The following is a 17,129-nucleotide window of genomic DNA, read 5'->3' as shown; positions in this document are numbered from 1 at the left end:
ATGAGTGCAGAGGACATCGTCATCGTCGCCGCGGCACGCACGCCGCAGGGACGTCTCAAGGGACAGCTGGCCTCCTTCACCGCCCCGCAGCTCGGCGCGCTCGCCATTCGCGGCGCGCTGGATCAGAGCGGCATCGACCCGGCCGACATCGACGCGGTCATCGTCGGGCAGGTGCTCGCCGCCGGATCCGGGCAGAACGCCGCGCGGCAGGCCGCGATCGGCGCCGGCATCGGGTGGGACGTACCGGCGCACTCCGTGAACAAGGTGTGCCTGTCCGGGCTCACCGCGGTCATCGACGCCGCACGCATGATCCGCACCGGCGATGCGCTCACCGTGGTCGCCGCGGGCATGGAGTCGATGACGCGTGCACCGCACCTGCTCATGGGCTCGCGCGACGGCTGGACCTACGGATCCGTCGAGGTGCTCGACCACATGGCGTACGACGGTCTCACCGACGCCTACGACGCGGAGAGCATGGGGGCGTCGACGGAGCGGCACAATGAGCGCTTCGGCATGACTCGCGAGGCGCAGGACGAGGTGGCGGCGCGTTCGCACCAGCGCGCCGCCGCGGCGCGCGAGGCCGGCGTGTTCGAGGGCGAGATCGTCACCGTCTCGGTGCCGCAGCGGAAGGGGCCGGCGCTGCAGCTGACCGCCGACGAGGGCGTGCGCCCGGACACGACGGTCGAGTCGCTCGCGGGGCTGCGCCCGGCGTTCGCCGAGGGCGGCTCGATCACGGCCGGCAATTCCTCGCAGATCTCCGACGGGGCATCCGCCGTGATCGTCACGACCCGCGGCAACGCCGAGAGCCAGGGCTGGCCCGTCTTCGCCACGATCGGCGCGAGCGGTCAGACCGCCGGCCCGGACAACTCGCTGCACGAGCAGCCGGCCAGCGCGATCCGGCGCGCCCTCGAGAAGCACGGCATCACGGTCGAGGATCTGGATCTCGTCGAGATCAACGAGGCGTTCGGGGCCGTGGTGGCGCGCAGCGAGGCCGCGCTCGGCCTGGATCCGGAGATCGTCAACATCCACGGCGGCGGCATCGCGATCGGCCACCCCATCGGCGCGAGCGGCAACCGGCTCGTGGTGCACATGGCGCACGAGCTGGTGCGCCGCGGCTCGGGAACGGCCGTCGTGGCGCTCTGCGGCGGCGGTGGCCAGGGCGAGGCGCTGATCCTCACGCGCTGACGGCAGGGGCACCGGGGCACGTGCGCCCCGGTGCCCCGTAGGATCGGCGGATGACCACGATCCACGCGCTCACCGAGGCCGACCGCGACGACTGGCTGCCGCTGTGGCAGGCGTACCTGACGTTCTACGAGTCGACCCTCGCCGACGATGTCACCGCGTCCACCTTCGCGCGGATCGCGGATCCGGACGGTGCCATCCACGGAGCGATCGCGCGTGACGACGACGGGCGTGCGGTCGGCATCGTGCACTGGTTCGCGCACCCGGCCACGTGGTCGAAGACGGGCTACACCTACCTCGAGGACCTCTACGTGGAGCCGTCGGCCCGCGGCGGAGGCGTCGGGCGCGCGCTGATCGCGCATGTCGCCGACGCGGCCAGGGCGGCCGGCAGCGACAAGCTCTACTGGCTCACCGCCGAGACCAACGCCACGGCCCGGGCTCTCTACGACCGGGTCGCCGAGCGCAGCGGCTTCATCCACTACCAGATCGACCTGCACTGACTCCGGCCGGGCAACCACCGGAACGGTCTCAGGGCGGTCAGCGGCCGGATTTGCGCGCCTTCTGCGCGGCCTTGAGCTCCTTCTTGGCACGCTTGAACTGCAGCGGTGCGACGGGGGAGTCGTAGGCGACCTGCTCGCCGCGCTGATCGCGACGGAAGTCGACGATCGCCCCGATCGCGAGTGCGACCGTGATGCCCCAGCTGACCCACGCCAGCACGGCGCGCCAGGTGACCGGTGCGTCGCGCGTGCCCCGCAGCATCGCGATCCCGCTGGTGACCGCGCCGAACAGACCGCTTGCGAAGAGGTAGTTGCGCATGCCTCCACGCTACCTCGCGGTGGCGTGTTCGGTCGCGGTCGCCACGGCGGTCCAGACCGGGGACGCCCCCTCATCCGCCAGGACGGGACGACCTGTATCCTCGGACGCGGGTCCCTCGCGACCCGCAGCTGTGCATCTACCGGACGTCGGCTCCCCGACGGGCAGCGGCGGCACCCGTACCCCGCGTCGGAGACGCGTGAGAGCCCATGACACAGAACAGCAAGATCAGTCTGCTGCGCATCGCAGGACTGCCGTACTTCCTCATCGCCTTCGTCGCGCGCCTGCCGTTCGCCATGATGGTGGTCGGCGTGCTCACCGTGGTGGTCGCCGCCCGCGAGTCCGTGGCCCTCGGCGGACTCACCTCGGCGGCCGTGGGTGTCGGGACCGCCTGCTTCGGCCCGCTGCTCGGGGCCGCCGCCGACCGCCGCGGGCAGCGCATCGTGCTCGGCCTGCTGGCATTCGCCAACGCCGCCGCCGTGATCGGATTCACGATCATCGTCTACTCGACGGCGCCCGAGCCGCTCGTGCTGCTGAGCGCCTTCGCGATCGGCGCCACCGCGCCGCAGGTCTCGCCGATGTCGCGATCGCGGCTGGTGACGATCATCGCCGAGCGGATCCCCGCTGAGCGTCAGGCTCGCACCACGTCGTCGACGATGTCGTACGAGTCGGCCGCCGATGAGACCGTGTTCGTGTTCGGGCCGTTCCTGGTGGGCGTGCTCGCCACCGCGATCGCCCCGTGGATGCCTCTGGCGGTCGCCGCCGCCCTCATCCTCCTGTTCGTCGGCGCTTTTGCCCTGCATCCCACCGCCGCGCACGTCTCCGCCCAGCGCCGTGCTGACGGCCGGGCCACCTCCCGGGCGTCCGAGCTGTTCCGGCCTCGACTGCTGATCGTCCTCATCGGCATGTTCGGCGTGGGCCTGTTCTTCGGCGCCATGCTCACCTCGCTCACCGCGTTCATGACCGCGCACGGGCGTGCCGAGGAGGCCGGCCTGCTGTACGGCGCGATGGGCGTGGGATCCGCGATCCTCGCTCTCGGAGTCGCGTTCCTGCCGGCGCGGTTCCCTCTGCCGGCACGCTGGCTGCTGTTCGCCGCGGTGCTGTTCGGCGGCAGCCTGATGCTGCCCTGGGTGCACGACGTCACGGCGATGCTGATCGCCCTGACGGTGATGGGGTGCGGCATCGGCCCGACCCTCGTCACGCAGTTCAGCCTCGGCGCGGCCTTCGGCCCCGCCGACCGCTCCGCCACGGTCATGACGATGCTCGGATCCGCGCTGATCGTGGGCCAGGCGATCGGCGCGGTCGCGACCGGGCAGGTCGCCGACAGCGCGGGCGCATCGCCGGCCCTCCTGCTGCCGGTGATCGCCGCGGCCCTGGTGCTGGCGGCGGGCGTGGTGAACGTCGTGCCGGCCCTCTCCCGCCGCGCCGCGGGGTGACCCGCGCGACTCCGGCGGCCGGTGTGGATAGCCTGGAGAGGCAACCACCGCTGCCGTGAGGAGCGTTCCATGCCTTCGTCCACACACACCGCGCCGTTCGTGATCGTCGCCAACCGCCTTCCCGTCGACCGTGTGCCAGGCCCGGATGGAGCCGAGGTCTGGCGGCGTTCGCCCGGCGGACTGGTCGCCGCGCTCGAGCCCGTCATGCAGTCCGTCGACGGGGCCTGGGTGGGCTGGGCCGGGCAGCCCGACCTCGAGCTGAAGCCGTTCACGGAGGACGGGATCCGCCTGCTGCCGGTGACGCTGTCCGCGCAGGACGTGGAGGAGTACTACGAAGGCTTCTCGAACGACACGATCTGGCCGCTGTACCACGACGTGATCGCGCCGCCGCAGTTCCACCGGGAATGGTGGGACGCCTATGTCCGCGTGAACCGGCGCTTCGCGGAACGGGCCGCCCAGGCGGTGTCCGAGGGCGGCACGGTGTGGGTGCACGACTACCAGCTGCAGCTCGTGCCGGCGATGCTGCGGGAGCGCCGTCCCGACCTCACGATCGGCTACTTCCACCACATCCCGTTCCCCGCGCACGGCCTGTACGCGCAGCTGCCGTGGCGCGACCAGGTGCTGCAGGGGCTCTTGGGCGCCGACGTGGTGGGCTTCCAGCGCGCGCAGGACGCCACCAACTTCCTGGCGGCCGTGCGCCGCCGGCTGCGTCTGGACGTGAAGGGGGCGACCGTGTCGGTGCCGTACGGCGGGCCGCGCACGACCGTGGCCCGCGCGTTCCCCATCTCCATCGACACCACGCCGTACACCGAGCTCGCCGCGCGGCCCGACGTGCGCGCCCGCGCCGCGGAGATCCGCGAGGGGCTCGGCAGCCCGAGGAAGATCCTGCTGGGCGTCGACCGCCTGGACTACACCAAGGGCATCCGGCACCGGATCAAGGCGTTCGGGGAGCTGCTGGATCAGGGCAAGGTGTCCGTCGAGGACGTCACCCTCGTCCAGGTCGCGAGTCCGAGCCGGGAGCGGGTCGACGCCTACGTGCAGCTGCGGGACGAGATCGAGCTCGCCGTGGCCCGGATCAACGGCGACCACGACACGATCGACCACACCGCGATCCGCTACCTGCATCAGGGCTTCCCGCGCGAGGAGATGGTCGCGCTGTACCTCGCCGCCGACGTGATGCTCGTGACCGCGCTCCGCGACGGCATGAACCTGGTGGCCAAGGAGTACGTCGCCGCCCGCGGCGACCACCGGGGCGTGCTCGTGCTGAGCGAGTTCACCGGCGCGGCGGACGAGCTGCGCCAGGCGGTGCTGGTGAACCCCCACGACATCGAGGGGCTCAAGGACGCCATCATGCGGGCCGTCGACATGCCGCCGCGCGAGCAGGCGCGGCGCATGCGGGCCCTTCGCAAGCGGGTGCTGGAGAACGATGTGAACGCCTGGTCGCGAGACTTCCTCACGGCCCTCGAGAACGTACGGAGCACTCGATGACCCGCGACTGGACGCCCGGCACCACCGATCCCGCCCTCTCCGCGCTCGCCCGCACACCGCGCCTGCTGGTCGCGCTCGATTTCGACGGCACGCTGTCGCCGCACGTCGCCGACCCCATGACCGCACGCGCGCTGCCCGAGGCGGTCGCCGCGGTGAACCGCCTCACCGCGCTGCCGGACACCTTCGTGGCCTACGCGTCGGGACGGAGTCTGCACGATCTGCGCGAGGTCACCGAGCACGACGACTCGTCGCGGATCCTGCTCGCAGGCTCGCACGGTGCGCAGTTCTGGTTCCCCGACACCGGGGAGGAGACCGACCTGTCCACGGAGCCCGCCGACAAGGCGGAGGTCATCGACGAGCTGCGGTCGCTGATCGCGGATCTGGACGGCGTGGTCTACGAGCCGAAGACCTTCGGGTTCGGCGTGCACACGCGCACTGCGGCGCCGGGTCAGGAGGAGCTCGCGTTCGTGCGGGTCGAGAAGTGGGCGCCGCAGCGGATCCCGACCTGGCGGCGCCGCACCGGCCACCACCTGCGCGAGTACTCCTGGCGCGACGAGGGCAAGGACGTGGCGCTGTCGCGGCTGCGGTCGCACGTGCAGGCCACCGCGGTGCTGTTCGCCGGTGACGACGTCACCGACGAGGACGGCATGCGCACCCTCTCCGGCGAGGATGTGGGGGTGCGGATCGGTGCCGGCGAGACCGCGGCGACGCTGCGGGTGCCGGATCCGGCAGCCTTCGCGGTGCTGCTCGATGCGCTGGCCGATGCCCGGGCGGCCGCGCAATAGACTGCTTCCATGCGCGCTCAGCACGGATCCGGTCGTCCGACCGTCGCGTGCGCGAGCGTCAGGACCCGCCGCGATCATGCGTTAGGCTTGATGCACGTTCGATGCGTGATCGGCACAACCGGATCCCGGGTCGGACGCAGAGCTCCGGCGGTCCTGCGGGCCGTCGGGCGCGATGGTGATCTGATTCGGGTCGATATCGCGGCTCGCGCTCTCGGCCCACTCGCCGGGACGCCTGAGCCGGGCTCCTACCGCGACGGTGTTCGTCGCGATGTCGAGCCGACTTCTCCGCGCTGCACCCGAGGCGTTCCAGCCCTGTCTTACCGACCCCTGTGGTCCGCTTCCGGCGGACCGGGTCGGAGAGCCGTCCGCGGCGGGGTTCTGACCCGCCGCTTCCGTCGATCGTCCATCACCGCAAGGAACCCAGATGACCGCTGATACCGCTCCAGCCGTCCCTCGCCCGCCCGCCCGTCCGGCGGCGGCCCCCGTTCTCACCGGCGCGCAGGCCGTCGTCCGCTCCCTCGAGCTCCTCGGCGTCACCGATGTGTTCGGCATCCCCGGCGGCGCGATCATGGAGGTCTACGACCCCCTGATGGCGTCGACCGAGCTGCGCCACATCCTCGTGCGCCACGAGCAGGGCGGCGGGCACGCGGCCGAGGGGTACGCCACCGCCTCTGGCAAGGTCGGCGTGACCATCGCCACCTCCGGTCCCGGTGCGACGAACCTCGTCACGGCGATCGCGGACGCCTACATGGACTCCATCCCGATCGTCGCGATCACCGGTCAGGTGTTCTCGCGTCTGATGGGCACGGACGCGTTCCAGGAGGCCGACATCGTCGGCATCACCATGCCGATCACCAAGCACTCGATCCTCGTCAAGCGGCCGGAGGACATCCCGGGCGCCATCGCGGCGGCGTTCGAGATCGCGGCGACGGGCCGCCCGGGCCCCGTGCTCGTGGACATCACCAAGGACGCGCAGCAGGCCACCGCCCCGTTCGTGTGGCCGCCGAAGTACGACCTGCCCGGCTACCGCCCCGTGACCAAGGCGCACGGCAAGCAGATCCAGGCCGCGGCGACGCTGCTCGCGGAGGCCAAGAAGCCGGTGCTCTACGTCGGCGGCGGCATCATCCGCGGTCGCGCCTCCGAGGAGCTGCTCGCACTCGCCGAGCTCACCGGCGCCCCGGTCGTCACCACGCTGATGGCGCGCGGCGCGTTCCCCGACTCGCACCCGCAGCACGTCGGCATGCCGGGCATGCACGGCACGGTGCCGGCCGTGCTGGCGCTGCAGGAGGCCGATCTGCTGGTCGCCCTCGGCACGCGCTTCGACGACCGCGTCACGGGCAAGGCGGAGCTGTTCGCGCCGAACGCCAAGGTGGTGCACGTCGACATCGACCCGGCCGAGATCTCCAAGATCCGCACCGCCGACGTCCCGATCGTGGGCGGCGTGCGCGAGGTCATCACCGACCTGGAGGCGGCGTTCCGCGGCCTCACCGGTGGCGCCAAGGGCGACATCGCGGAGTGGTGGGCCTACCTCGACGGTCTGCGTGCCGAATTCCCGCTCGGCTACACGCCGCCGGAGGACGGCCTGATGTCGCCGCAGCACGTGATCCAGCGCATCGGCGAGCTCACCGGCCCCGAGGCGGTGTACGTCGCCGGCGTCGGCCAGCACCAGATGTGGGCCGCGCAGTTCATCAAGTACGAGCGCCCGAACTCCTGGCTGAACTCGGGCGGCGCCGGGACCATGGGCTACGCCGTGCCGGCGGCCATGGGCGCGAAGGTCGCCGAGCCGGACCGCGTGGTGTGGGCGATCGACGGCGACGGCTGCTTCCAGATGACCAACCAGGAGCTCGCCACCTGCGTCATCAACGACATCCCGATCAAGGTCGCGATCATCAACAACTCCTCCCTGGGCATGGTCCGCCAGTGGCAGACCCTGTTCTACGAGGGGCGGCACTCCAACACCGACCTGAACACCGGTCACGGCACGATCCGGATCCCCGACTTCGTCAAGCTCGCCGAGGCCTACGGCTGCCTCGCGATCCGGGTGGAGAAGGAGGAGGAGATCGACGCCGCCATCAAGCTCGCGCTCGAGACGAACGATCGCCCCGTCGTGATCGACTTCGTCGTGAGCGCCGACGCCATGGTGTGGCCGATGGTGCCGCAGGGAGTCAGCAACAGCTACATCCAGTACGCGCGCGACCACGCGCCCGCCTTCGACGAGGAGGACTGATCCATGTCCACGCATGTGCTGAGCCTCCTGGTGGAGGACACACCGGGTCTGCTGACCCGCGTCGCCGGCCTGTTCGCGCGCCGCGGCTTCAACATCGAGTCGCTCGCCGTGGGCGTGACCGAGGTGCCCGGGATCTCCCGGATCACGGTCGTCGTCGACGTCGACGAGTTCCCGCTCGAGCAGGTGACCAAGCAGCTCAACAAGCTCATCAACGTCATCAAGATCGTCGAGCTCGAGCAGAACGCGTCCGTGCAGCGTGAGCACATGCTCATCAAGGTGCGCACGGACAACAACAACCGCTCGAACGTGCTCGAGGTCGTGAACCTCTTCCGTGCGTCCGTCGTGGACTACGCCCCCGAGGCGCTGGTGGTCGAGGTCACCGGTGACAAGGGCAAGGTCGACGCCCTGCTGCGCGCGCTCGAGCCTTTCGGTATCAAGGAGCTCGCCCAGTCGGGCCTGCTCGCGATCGGCCGCGGCGGCAAGAGCATCACCGAGCGCGTGCTGCGCAGCTGACCCACCGGACTTCCGAAACCCAGCCGGTCCCTGAGCCTGTCGAAGGGCCCGGCGCCAAACCACCCTGCTTCGCACGGTTGCTGAGCGAGCGAAGCGAGACGAAGTACAACAAGGAGAAACACACAGTGAGCACCGAGATCTTCTACGACGCCGACGCGGACCTGTCGATCATCCAGAACAAGAAGGTCGCGATCGTCGGCTACGGCTCGCAGGGCCACGCGCACGCGATGAACCTGCGCGACAGCGGCGTCGAGGTCGCGATCGCCCTCAAGGAGGGCTCCAAGTCGATCGCCAAGGCGGAGGAGGCCGGCTTCCCGGTCAAGTCCGTCGCCGAGGCCACCCAGTGGGCCGACCTCATCATGATCCTCGCGCCGGACCAGCACCAGCGCGGCATCTACAGCGAGTCGATCGCCCCGAACCTGACCGCGGGCAAGACCCTCGCATTCGCGCACGGCTTCAACATCCGCTTCGGCTACATCGACGCCCCCGAGGGCGTCGACGTGATCCTCATCGCCCCGAAGGCCCCGGGCCACACCGTGCGCCGCGAGTTCGTCGCGGGCCGTGGCATCCCGGACATCATCGCCGTCGAGCGCGACGCGTCCGGCAACGCCTGGGCCACCGCGCTCTCGTACGCGAAGGCCATCGGCGGCACCCGCGCCGGCGTCATCAAGACGACGTTCACCGAGGAGACCGAGACCGACCTCTTCGGCGAGCAGGCCGTGCTGTGCGGTGGCATGAGCCACCTCGTGCAGGCCGGCTTCGAGACCCTCACCGAGGCGGGCTACCAGCCGCAGATCGCCTACTTCGAGGTGCTGCACGAGCTCAAGCTCATCGTCGACCTGATGTGGGAGGGCGGCATCGCCAAGCAGCGCTGGTCGATCTCCGACACCGCCGAGTTCGGCGACTACGTGTCCGGCCCGCGCGTCATCGACGCCGGTGTCAAGGAGCGGATGAAGGAGGTCCTCGCGGACATCCAGTCCGGTGCCTTCGCCAAGCGCTTCATCGAGGACCAGGACAACGGGGCGGTCGAGTTCCTCGCCCTCCGCGAGAAGGAGCAGGGTCACCCGATCGAGGCCACCGGCAAGGAGCTGCGTGCGCTGTTCGCCTGGAAGTCCCAGGACGAGGACTACGTCGAGGGCAGCGCTGCGCGCTGACCCGCGACGTAGTCCGAGGACTGTGCTGGTGGGCCGCAGAGCGGCCGCCGGCCCTTCGGGCCTGGTGTCGAGGGCAGCGCTGCGCGCTGACCCATCGATCCATCGGAACGGGCGTCCCTTCGGGGGCGCCTGTTCTGCGTTTCGCGGGCTGCGGCTAGACGGGGAACGCGACGCCCTCGCCGACCACGCGCAGCGCGACCCGCTGGCCGGGACGGGCGAGGGCGGTGTTCGCGTGCCGGATCGTGATCACCGGCGGCACAGGGTCGAGGCGGGGATCCGCGTCCGGACGGGGCTCCAGCCGGATGCGGGCGGAGGTCTCGGATCCGAAGTACACGCCCTCTTCGACGGTTGCGCGGATCGGAGAGTCGGCGACGAGCTGCACCTGCTCCGGGCGCAGCATGAGCTGCACGTGCCCCTGCGCCGGCGGATTGCGCACCGGCACGTAGCCCAGCGCACAGGAGGCGAGGGAGCCGTCCAGCCAGGCGTCCAGCACGATCGCCTCGCCGAGGAACTCGGCCACGCCGCGGTCGACGGGGCGCGTGTACACGACGAAGGGATGACCGGTCTGCACGAGCCGGCCGTCGCGCATCACCGCCACCTGGTCGGCGAAGCTCAGCGCCTCAGACTGGTCGTGCGTGACGAGGATAGTGGTCGTCCCGGCGTCCGTGAGGATTCGGGCCACCGCTTCGCGGGTCGCGGCGCGCAGCCCGGTGTCGAGGGCGGAGAACGGCTCGTCGAGCAGCATCAGCTCGGGCTTGCGGGCGAGCGCGCGGGCGATCGCCACGCGCTGCTGCTGGCCCCCGGAGAGCTGATCGGGGCGGCGCTCCGCGACGTCCTGCGGCAGCGAGACGAGGTCCAGGAGGTCGGAGACCCGCTGACGGCGCTCCGTGCGGCTGAGGTCGTCCAGGCCGAAGGAGATGTTGCGGGCGACCGACAGGTGCGGGAACAGACCCCCGTCCTGCGTGACGTAGCCGATGTCGCGACGATGCACCGGAACCCAGGATCCGGGCCCCGCCACGGTCGTGGATCCGAGGACGACCTCGCCGCTGTCGGGCCGCTCGAAGCCGGCGATGATCCGCAGCAGCGTCGTCTTGCCCGACCCGGAGGCGCCCACCACGGCGGTGATGCCGCCGTGCTGCACGGCCAGGTCGACGCCGTGCAGCACCCGGCGTCCGCCGTACGAGGCGGTGACGCCGGCGATCTGCAGGTGCGCGGTCGGCAGCGGTCCGGTGCCCGGGGAGGGCACGGCGCCGAAGGATCCGAGGTTGCGCGCCGTCATGCGGTGTCCGCCTTCGTGGATGCGGGCTGCGCCGACCCGGCACCGGTCGCGCTGCGGCCCGCGGTGGAGAGTGCGGCGGACTGCCGGAACAGCAGGTACGTCATGGGCGCGGACAGCACGATCAGCAGTGTCGCATAGGGCGCGGCTCCGGCGAAGTCGATCTCGCTGGACAGGCTCCAGAACCGGGTGGCCAGGGTCTGCACGCCGATCGGGGACAGCAGCAGCGTCGCGGTGAGCTCGCCCGCGACGGCGAGGAACACCATCGCGAGGGCGGCGGCCGTCGCCGGCGCGACCAGGCGCAGCGTCACGCCGAGGAACGCGCGCAGGGGACGTCGTCCCAGTGCCTGTGCGGCCTCTTCGAGGCTGCGGGGCGCCTGCGCGATGCCGGCCTGCAGCGGCACCAGGGCGCGGGGAAGGAACAGCAGGGCGTACGCGAGGAGCAGCAGCGCGGTGGTCTGGTACAGCGCCGGGGCAAAGAACAGCGAGACGGTCACCAGCGACAGGGCCAGCACGATCCCGGGCATCGAGCTCGTAATGTAGTTCGTCCGCTCCAGCAGCCGGCTGAACGCGCCGGGCCGGCGCACGGCGAGCCAGGACAGCGGGAATGCGGCGGCGACCGTGACCACGCCGCCGCCGAGCGCGAGGGTGAGGGTCTGCAGCAGGGTGGACGCGAGATCCGGCGACTGCCAGACCGCCGCGCCGCCGTGCGCGAGCCAGCTGCCGATCACCACGGCCGGCACGCCGAGCGCGGCGAGGCCGAGGGCGAGCAGCACGAGCTGCACCGGGAGCTGCGCGATGCCCAACCGGATGCGGCGCGGGGGAGATGCGGTGCCTGAGCCGATCCGCGCGTAGCGCGCCCGTCCTCGCGCCCGGCTCTCCAGCAGGAGCAGGGCGAAGCAGAGCAGCATCAGCACGCCGGACAGCATGCTTCCCGCGGATCCGTTGAAGGTCGACCGGTACTGATCCATGATCGCGGTGGTGAACGTGTCAAACCGGATCAGGGCGAACGCGCCGTATTCGCTGAGCAGGTGCAGGCCGACCAGCAGTGCACCGCCGAGCAGCGCGAGCCGCAGCTGGGGCAGCACGGTTCCGAAGAACACGCGCACCGGTCCGCGACCCAGGCTCGCCGCCGCCTGCTCGAGTGCAGGGTCGAGCCGGGCGAGGGCGGCACGCACCGGCAGATACACGAGCGGGAAGTACGACAGCGTCGCCAGGAGCACACCGGATCCGAGCCCGGCGAGCGAGGGAATGGCCGACACCCAGGCGTAGGAGTTGACGAACGCCGGGATCGCGAGAGGCATCGCGAGCACGGCCCCCCAGGCGCCCGCACCGGCCAGCGAGGTGCGCTCCACGAGCCAGGCGCCGCCGACGCCGATCACCGCGCACAGCGGCACCGCGATGGCGACGAGCAGCACGGTGTTGGTGAGCAGCTCGCCCACGCGCGGGCGGAAGACGAGCGCCGCGGACTGCGCCCAGCCGATCTGCGCCGCAGTGCCGACGACGAACGCCAGCGGCAGCAGGGAGAGCAGCGCGACGACGACGCCCGCGGCGACCACGACGGCGCCGGCGAGGCCGCCGGGGACGACGCGGGGCGGGCGGAGCCGATGCGCTCCGCCCGCCCTCTGCGGTGTCGTGGTGGCGATGTCCGTCCCTTAGAGGAGGCCGGCCTTGGTCATCAGGTCGGTGACCTGCTTGGAGTTCAGGGTAGCCGGATCGATCGTGGGCGCCTGCAGGTCCTCGAGCGGCACCAGCTTCGGGTTCGCGGCGACACCGGATCCGACCGGGTACTCGAAGGACGTGCCGGTCTGCAGGATCTTCTGCCCCTCGGCGCCCGTGACGAACGCGAGGAACTTCTGCGCGGCCGCCTCGTGCTTGCTGGACTTCAGCACGCCGCCGCCGGAGATGGACACGAAGGCGCCGGGATCCTGGTTCTTGAAGTAGTGCAGCTGCACGTTCTTCGAGTTCTCGCCGGTGGAGGCCTGGTCGCCGAACCAGTAGTAGTGGTAGATGACCGCGCCGTCGACCTCGCCGGCGTTCACGGCCTTCATCGCGGTGGAGTTGCCCTTGTAGGCGACCGAGTTCGTCTTCATCGCCTGCAGCCAGGCCTCGGCGGCGTCGGCGCCCTTGAGCTGCACGAGTGCAGAGACGATGGCCTGGAAGTCGGCGCCCGAGGGCGACGCGGCCCAGCGGCCCTTCCACGACGGATCGGCGAGGTCCATGAGCGACTTGGGCAGCTGCGCCTCGGTGAGCTTCGCGGTGTTGTACGCGAACACGGTGGAGCGTGCGGCGATGCCCACCCACTTGCCCGAGGAGGGGCGGTACTCGGCGGGCACGTTCTTCAGCGCCTCTTCACCGGGCGAGGTGAACAGGCCGGCCTTCTCGACGGCCGACATCGCGGGGGAGTTCTCGGTGAGGAACACGTCGGCGGGGGAGCGGTCGCCCTCCTGGATGAGCTGCTGCGACATCTCGGTGTCGTCGCCGTTGCGGACCTGGACCTTGATACCGGTCGACTTCGTGAAGGCGTCGATCCACGACTTCGTGAGCTCCTCGTGCTGGGCGTTGTAGACCGTGATGGTCTGCCCAGCGAGGTCGCCGCCGCTGGAGGAGCTCGCGGCGGGAGTCGAGGAGCCGCTGCACGCGGTGAGAGCGAGCGCGACGGCGGAGGCGGCCGCAGCGGCGGAGAGGAGGCGGAGCGAACGGTTCACAGGAAGATCCTTCGAGGAGGGGGCGGGTCGCGACTCCAATATAGGTAAGGCATGCCTAATCCGCCAACTCGATGACGTTCGGCCGGCCGCGCCCCGTTCCGTGCAAGTTCGATGCAAGCCCGTTCAGTGCAGGCCGTAGAACCGCGCCGCGTTGCCCCAGAACACCGCGTCGAGATCCGCACCGCGCCGCTCCGCCCAGTCCGCGACCGCCCGCGCCCACGCTGCTCGGGCGTCGGCGCGAAAGCCGTCGTCGGCGACCGAGGACACGGGCCAGTCGCTGCCCCAGAGCAGCCGCTCCGCGCCGAACGCCTCGGCGACGGCGTCGAGGAACGGCGCTATCTGATCGCGATCCCAGTGCCCGCCCGCCTCGGCGGGCAGCCCGGACAGCTTCACCGAGACCTGAGGGTGCGCGGCGAGCGCACGGATGTCCCGCAGCCAGGCGGCGTCGGGCCTTCGCGGATCCGCGGCGGTGCCGACGGCAGGCTTGCCGAGGTGGTCCAGCACGACCGGGAGCTCGGGTACGGCCGCGGCGAGGGCCACCACGTCCGGGAGCTGGTGCGCGCGCACGCAGGCGTCGAAGCGGAGCCCGTGCGCCGCGACGGCCGCGGCCCCGGCGAGGAAGGCCGGGCTCATCGCGGTGCCGTCGGGCTCGCCCTGCAGCAGATGACGCACCCCCACGACGAGGGGGAGCTCGGCGAGGCGCGCGAGGTGCGCGGCGGTGTCCTCGCCGCGGTCCAGTCGCGCCCCGGCCACGATCCCGATCACTCCGGTGCGGGGTGCGGTCTCGGCCACCCAGCGCACCTCGTCGAGGAACTGCGTCTCCACGCATTCCGCCTGGACGAACACCGCCGCGCCTTCGTCGCCGACCGGCGCCTGCGCCAGCTCCGCGGCGGCGAAGCGGCGCGCGAGCGGGCCCTCGAGCCAGTCGTAGTCGAGCCGGGACGGATCCCACAGGTGCAGGTGGGCATCGAGCACGCGCATGCTCACATCCTTTCGCAGTTCCGGACGCGGCGCGGCATAGACATCCGATGAATACGCCGTACCCCTATGATGACGCCATGGCAGTGACCGACGAGGCGATCGAGAAGATCAAGGCGATGATCGTGTCGGGCGAACTCGGGCCGGGGGACCGCCTTCCTCCGGAGAAGGAGCTCGCCGAGCGGCTCGGGCTGTCCCGCAACTCCATGCGGGAGGCCGTGAAGGCGCTCGAGGTCATCCGCGTGCTCGACGTGCGCCGCGGCGACGGCACCTACGTCACCAGCCTCGAGCCGCACCTGCTCCTGGAGGCGATCAGCTTCGTCGTGGACATGCACGACGACGACTCCCTGCTCGAGCTGTTCGCGGTGCGTCGGATGCTGGAGTCGCAGGCGACGGGGCTGGCCGCGACGCACGGCAGCGATGAGGCCATCGCCGCGCTGCAGGCGGAGATCGCCGGCGTCGACTCCGGCGTCTCCATCGACGACCTGGTCGCCCACGACATCCGCTTCCATCGGGAGATCGTGCAGATGACCGGCAACGGCTACCTCGCCAGCCTCATCGACAGCCTGTCCAGCCAGACGATCCGGGCGCGGGTGTGGCGCGGGCTCACCGAGCAGGGCGCCGTGGAGCGAACCCTGTCGGAGCACCGCGCGATCGCCGACGCCATCGCGCAGCACGACCCGGCGCTGGCGACCTCGCTCGCCACGGCGCACATCGCCGGCGTGGAGCGCTGGCTTCGCCAGGCCGCCCAGGCCTGAGCACGGCTCGGGCCAAGGCGGCTCAGCACGAGAGCGTCACTCCGGGCGCAGGCGCAGCTGGGCCATGCCGCCGTCGACCTCGATGAAGGTGCCGGTCGTGGATCCGGACGCGGGGCTCACCAGGTACAGCACTGCGCCGGCGACCTCATCCGGCGACACCAGCCGGCCGTGCGGCTGCCGGGCGTTCAGCGCGGCGCGCTCGGCCTCGGGGTCGGCGGCGGCATCGAGCAGTCGGCCCACCCAGGGGGTGTCCGCCGTGCCGGGGTTGACGGCGTTCACGCGGATCCCCTCCCGGAGGTGGTCGGCGGCCATCGCGCGGGTGAGCGCCGAGACGGCGCCCTTCGACGCCGAGTACAGCGCGCGCTGCGGGAGCCCCGTGGTCGAGGCGATGGAGGCCGTGTTGCAGACCGCGGCGGCCGGCGACTTGCGCAGCCAGGGGAGTGCGGCGCTGGTCACCCGGGCGATCCCGGTCACGTTGATGGACAGCACGCGCGCCCACTCGTCGTCGTCGTTCGCCGCGATGTCCCCCTGCGCGCCGATCCCGGCGTTGTTCACGACGATGTCGATCCGGCCGAAGCGCTCTGCGATCGCCGCGACGGCCGTGTTCACGCTCGCGCGGTCCGACACATCCGCAGTGAAGGCCGCGAAACGGGGATCCGCGTGTGCGACGTCGCGGTCCAGGATCGCCACCTGAGCGCCCTGTTCGTGGAGCTGCGCGGCGATGGCCGCGCCGATCCCGGATGCGCCGCCCGTGACGATCGCGACGAGCCCGTCGAGCTGCGGTGCCTGAGCCTGCTGAACGGTCATGCCTGTGCCTCCCATGCCGTGAACTCCTGACGCTGGCGTCCCAGCCCTTCGATGTCGACCTCCACGACGTCACCGGCGCGGAGGTAGGGGAACTTCCCGCCGAACGCCACACCCTGCGGGGTGCCGGTGAGGATGAGGTCCCCGGGCTCCAGCGTCATGTACTGCGAGATGTGGTGCACGATCTCGGCCACGGAGAAGATCATGTCGCTCGTCGACGAGTCCTGGCGGGGCTCGCCGTTCACGAAGCTGCGCAGCCGCAGGTTCTGCACGTCGACCTCGTCCGGCGTGACCAGCCACGGACCCGTGGGGTTGAATCCGAACGCCGCCTTGCCCTTGGACCACTGCCCGCCCGACACCTCCATCTGGAAGGCGCGCTCGGAGACGTCGTTGCAGACGACGTACCCGGCGATGTGCGCCTCTGCGTCGCCGGGGGAGTCGAGGTAGGCGGTGCGCGCGCCGATCACGACGCCGAGCTCCACCTCCCAGTCCGTCTTCTCGCTGCCCCGAGGGATCGTCACGGCGTCGTCGGGGCCGACCACGGTGTTCGGCGTCTTCAGGAAGAGGATCGGCACCGCCGGCGGCTCCGCCCCGGATTCGCGGGCGTGCGCCGCGTAGTTCTGTCCGACGCAGATCACGGCGCTCGGTCGCGCGATCGGGGATCCGATCCGGCGCGCCGACGCGTCGGCGAGCTCCGGCAGGGATCCCGACTCGAGCGCGGCACGGGTGCGGCCCACCGGGTCGTCGGCGAGGAAGTCGCCGTTCACATCGGAGGTCACGGGCCTCAGGTCGTAGTGGACGTCATCGACCATGACGACGGGGATCTCGGATCCGACGTCGCCCAGACGCGCGAACTTCATGGTTCTCCTGCCTTCTCGGGGGGATGGGCGGGAGCCGAGGCGACCGAGAGTGCGCGAAGGATCCCTGCGTTGACAGTATAGACATCCGATGTTTACACTCCAACTGTCGGGAGCACGGTCATCCGAGCCGGCCGCTTCCCGACGCAG

16 protein-coding genes are annotated in these 17,129 nt (G+C 71.1%); 9 read left to right on the top strand and 7 right to left on the bottom strand.

The features are described from left to right. Positions 1-1,185: an acetyl-CoA C-acetyltransferase gene (locus AERO9AM_RS11570; protein WP_159576270.1), complete on the top strand. Its 1,185-nt coding sequence runs from the start codon at positions 1-3 to the stop codon at positions 1,183-1,185. A gap of 50 nt (positions 1,186-1,235) precedes the next feature. After that, positions 1,236-1,682: a GNAT family N-acetyltransferase gene (locus tag AERO9AM_RS11565; protein ID WP_159576269.1), complete on the top strand. Its 447-nt coding sequence runs from the start codon at positions 1,236-1,238 to the stop codon at positions 1,680-1,682. Positions 1,683-1,719: 37 nt separating this feature from the next. On the opposite strand, the gene AERO9AM_RS11560 is transcribed toward AERO9AM_RS11565, so the two are convergent. Then, on the bottom strand, positions 1,720-1,998 hold the full coding sequence (locus tag AERO9AM_RS11560) for a hypothetical protein (protein ID WP_159576268.1): 279 nt from the start codon (positions 1,996-1,998) through the stop codon (positions 1,720-1,722). Positions 1,999-2,204: 206 nt separating this feature from the next. Here AERO9AM_RS11560 and AERO9AM_RS11555 point away from each other — a divergent pair, with 206 nt between their 5' ends. The 6 genes from AERO9AM_RS11555 (at position 2,205) to ilvC (ending at position 9,598) form a co-directional block, all read left to right on the top strand. After that, entirely contained in the window at positions 2,205-3,431 is a 1,227-nt protein-coding gene (locus tag AERO9AM_RS11555) for an MFS transporter (RefSeq protein WP_159576267.1), read from the top strand. 69 nt (positions 3,432-3,500) lie between these two features. Further along, a complete protein-coding gene (locus AERO9AM_RS11550; protein ID WP_159576266.1) occupies positions 3,501-4,919 on the top strand; it encodes an alpha,alpha-trehalose-phosphate synthase (UDP-forming) in 1,419 nt (472 codons plus the stop codon). Further along, positions 4,916-5,704, top strand: coding sequence for a trehalose-phosphatase (otsB, locus tag AERO9AM_RS11545; protein ID WP_159576265.1), 789 nt, complete (start codon positions 4,916-4,918; stop codon positions 5,702-5,704). The genes AERO9AM_RS11550 and otsB overlap by 4 nt, the downstream gene beginning before the upstream one ends. A 424-nt stretch (positions 5,705-6,128) precedes the next feature. After that, a complete protein-coding gene (locus AERO9AM_RS11540) occupies positions 6,129-7,931 on the top strand; it encodes an acetolactate synthase large subunit (protein WP_159576264.1) in 1,803 nt (600 codons plus the stop codon). A gap of 3 nt (positions 7,932-7,934) precedes the next feature. After that, entirely contained in the window at positions 7,935-8,444 is a 510-nt protein-coding gene (ilvN, locus tag AERO9AM_RS11535; protein ID WP_159576263.1) for an acetolactate synthase small subunit, read from the top strand. 125 nt (positions 8,445-8,569) lie between these two features. Further along, positions 8,570-9,598, top strand: coding sequence for a ketol-acid reductoisomerase (gene ilvC, locus AERO9AM_RS11530; protein WP_159576262.1), 1,029 nt, complete (start codon positions 8,570-8,572; stop codon positions 9,596-9,598). 154 nt (positions 9,599-9,752) lie between these two features. Here ilvC and AERO9AM_RS11525 read toward each other — a convergent pair whose 3' ends face one another. From AERO9AM_RS11525 to AERO9AM_RS11510, 4 genes are all read right to left on the bottom strand, one after another. Further along, positions 9,753-10,877: an ABC transporter ATP-binding protein gene (locus AERO9AM_RS11525; protein WP_159576261.1), complete on the bottom strand. Its 1,125-nt coding sequence runs from the start codon at positions 10,875-10,877 to the stop codon at positions 9,753-9,755. Continuing rightward, the gene (locus AERO9AM_RS11520) at positions 10,874-12,433 is read right to left on the bottom strand and encodes an ABC transporter permease (protein ID WP_159576260.1); all 1,560 of its coding nucleotides are present in this window, start codon (positions 12,431-12,433) and stop codon (positions 10,874-10,876) included. The genes AERO9AM_RS11525 and AERO9AM_RS11520 overlap by 4 nt, the downstream gene beginning before the upstream one ends. A gap of 96 nt (positions 12,434-12,529) precedes the next feature. Next, complete coding sequence (locus AERO9AM_RS11515) at positions 12,530-13,582, bottom strand: iron ABC transporter substrate-binding protein (RefSeq protein ID WP_159576259.1); 1,053 nt, start codon at positions 13,580-13,582, stop codon at positions 12,530-12,532. Positions 13,583-13,705: 123 nt separating this feature from the next. Further along, the gene (locus AERO9AM_RS11510; RefSeq protein ID WP_159576258.1) at positions 13,706-14,563 is read right to left on the bottom strand and encodes an amidohydrolase family protein; all 858 of its coding nucleotides are present in this window, start codon (positions 14,561-14,563) and stop codon (positions 13,706-13,708) included. A gap of 77 nt (positions 14,564-14,640) precedes the next feature. Here AERO9AM_RS11510 and AERO9AM_RS11505 point away from each other — a divergent pair, with 77 nt between their 5' ends. Beyond that, positions 14,641-15,318 (top strand): FadR/GntR family transcriptional regulator, encoded by a 678-nt coding sequence (locus AERO9AM_RS11505; protein WP_159576257.1) that lies wholly within the window; start codon positions 14,641-14,643, stop codon positions 15,316-15,318. Between the two features lie 36 nt (positions 15,319-15,354). Here the strand turns inward: AERO9AM_RS11505 and AERO9AM_RS11500 are convergent, their stop codons facing one another. Both AERO9AM_RS11500 and AERO9AM_RS11495 read right to left on the bottom strand, forming a co-directional pair. Next, complete coding sequence (locus AERO9AM_RS11500; RefSeq protein WP_159576256.1) at positions 15,355-16,125, bottom strand: SDR family NAD(P)-dependent oxidoreductase; 771 nt, start codon at positions 16,123-16,125, stop codon at positions 15,355-15,357. Further along, the gene (locus tag AERO9AM_RS11495; protein ID WP_159576255.1) at positions 16,122-16,982 is read right to left on the bottom strand and encodes a fumarylacetoacetate hydrolase family protein; all 861 of its coding nucleotides are present in this window, start codon (positions 16,980-16,982) and stop codon (positions 16,122-16,124) included. Before AERO9AM_RS11495 ends, AERO9AM_RS11500 begins: the two co-directional genes overlap by 4 nt. Positions 16,983-17,129 lie beyond the last annotated feature (147 nt).

It is taken from the genome of Microbacterium sp. 8M (genome assembly GCF_902506375.1).
Taxonomy (GTDB): domain Bacteria; phylum Actinomycetota; class Actinomycetes; order Actinomycetales; family Microbacteriaceae; genus Microbacterium.
Note: the sequence above shows the minus strand (reverse complement) of the source record. Positions and strands in the feature narration are given on the sequence as shown.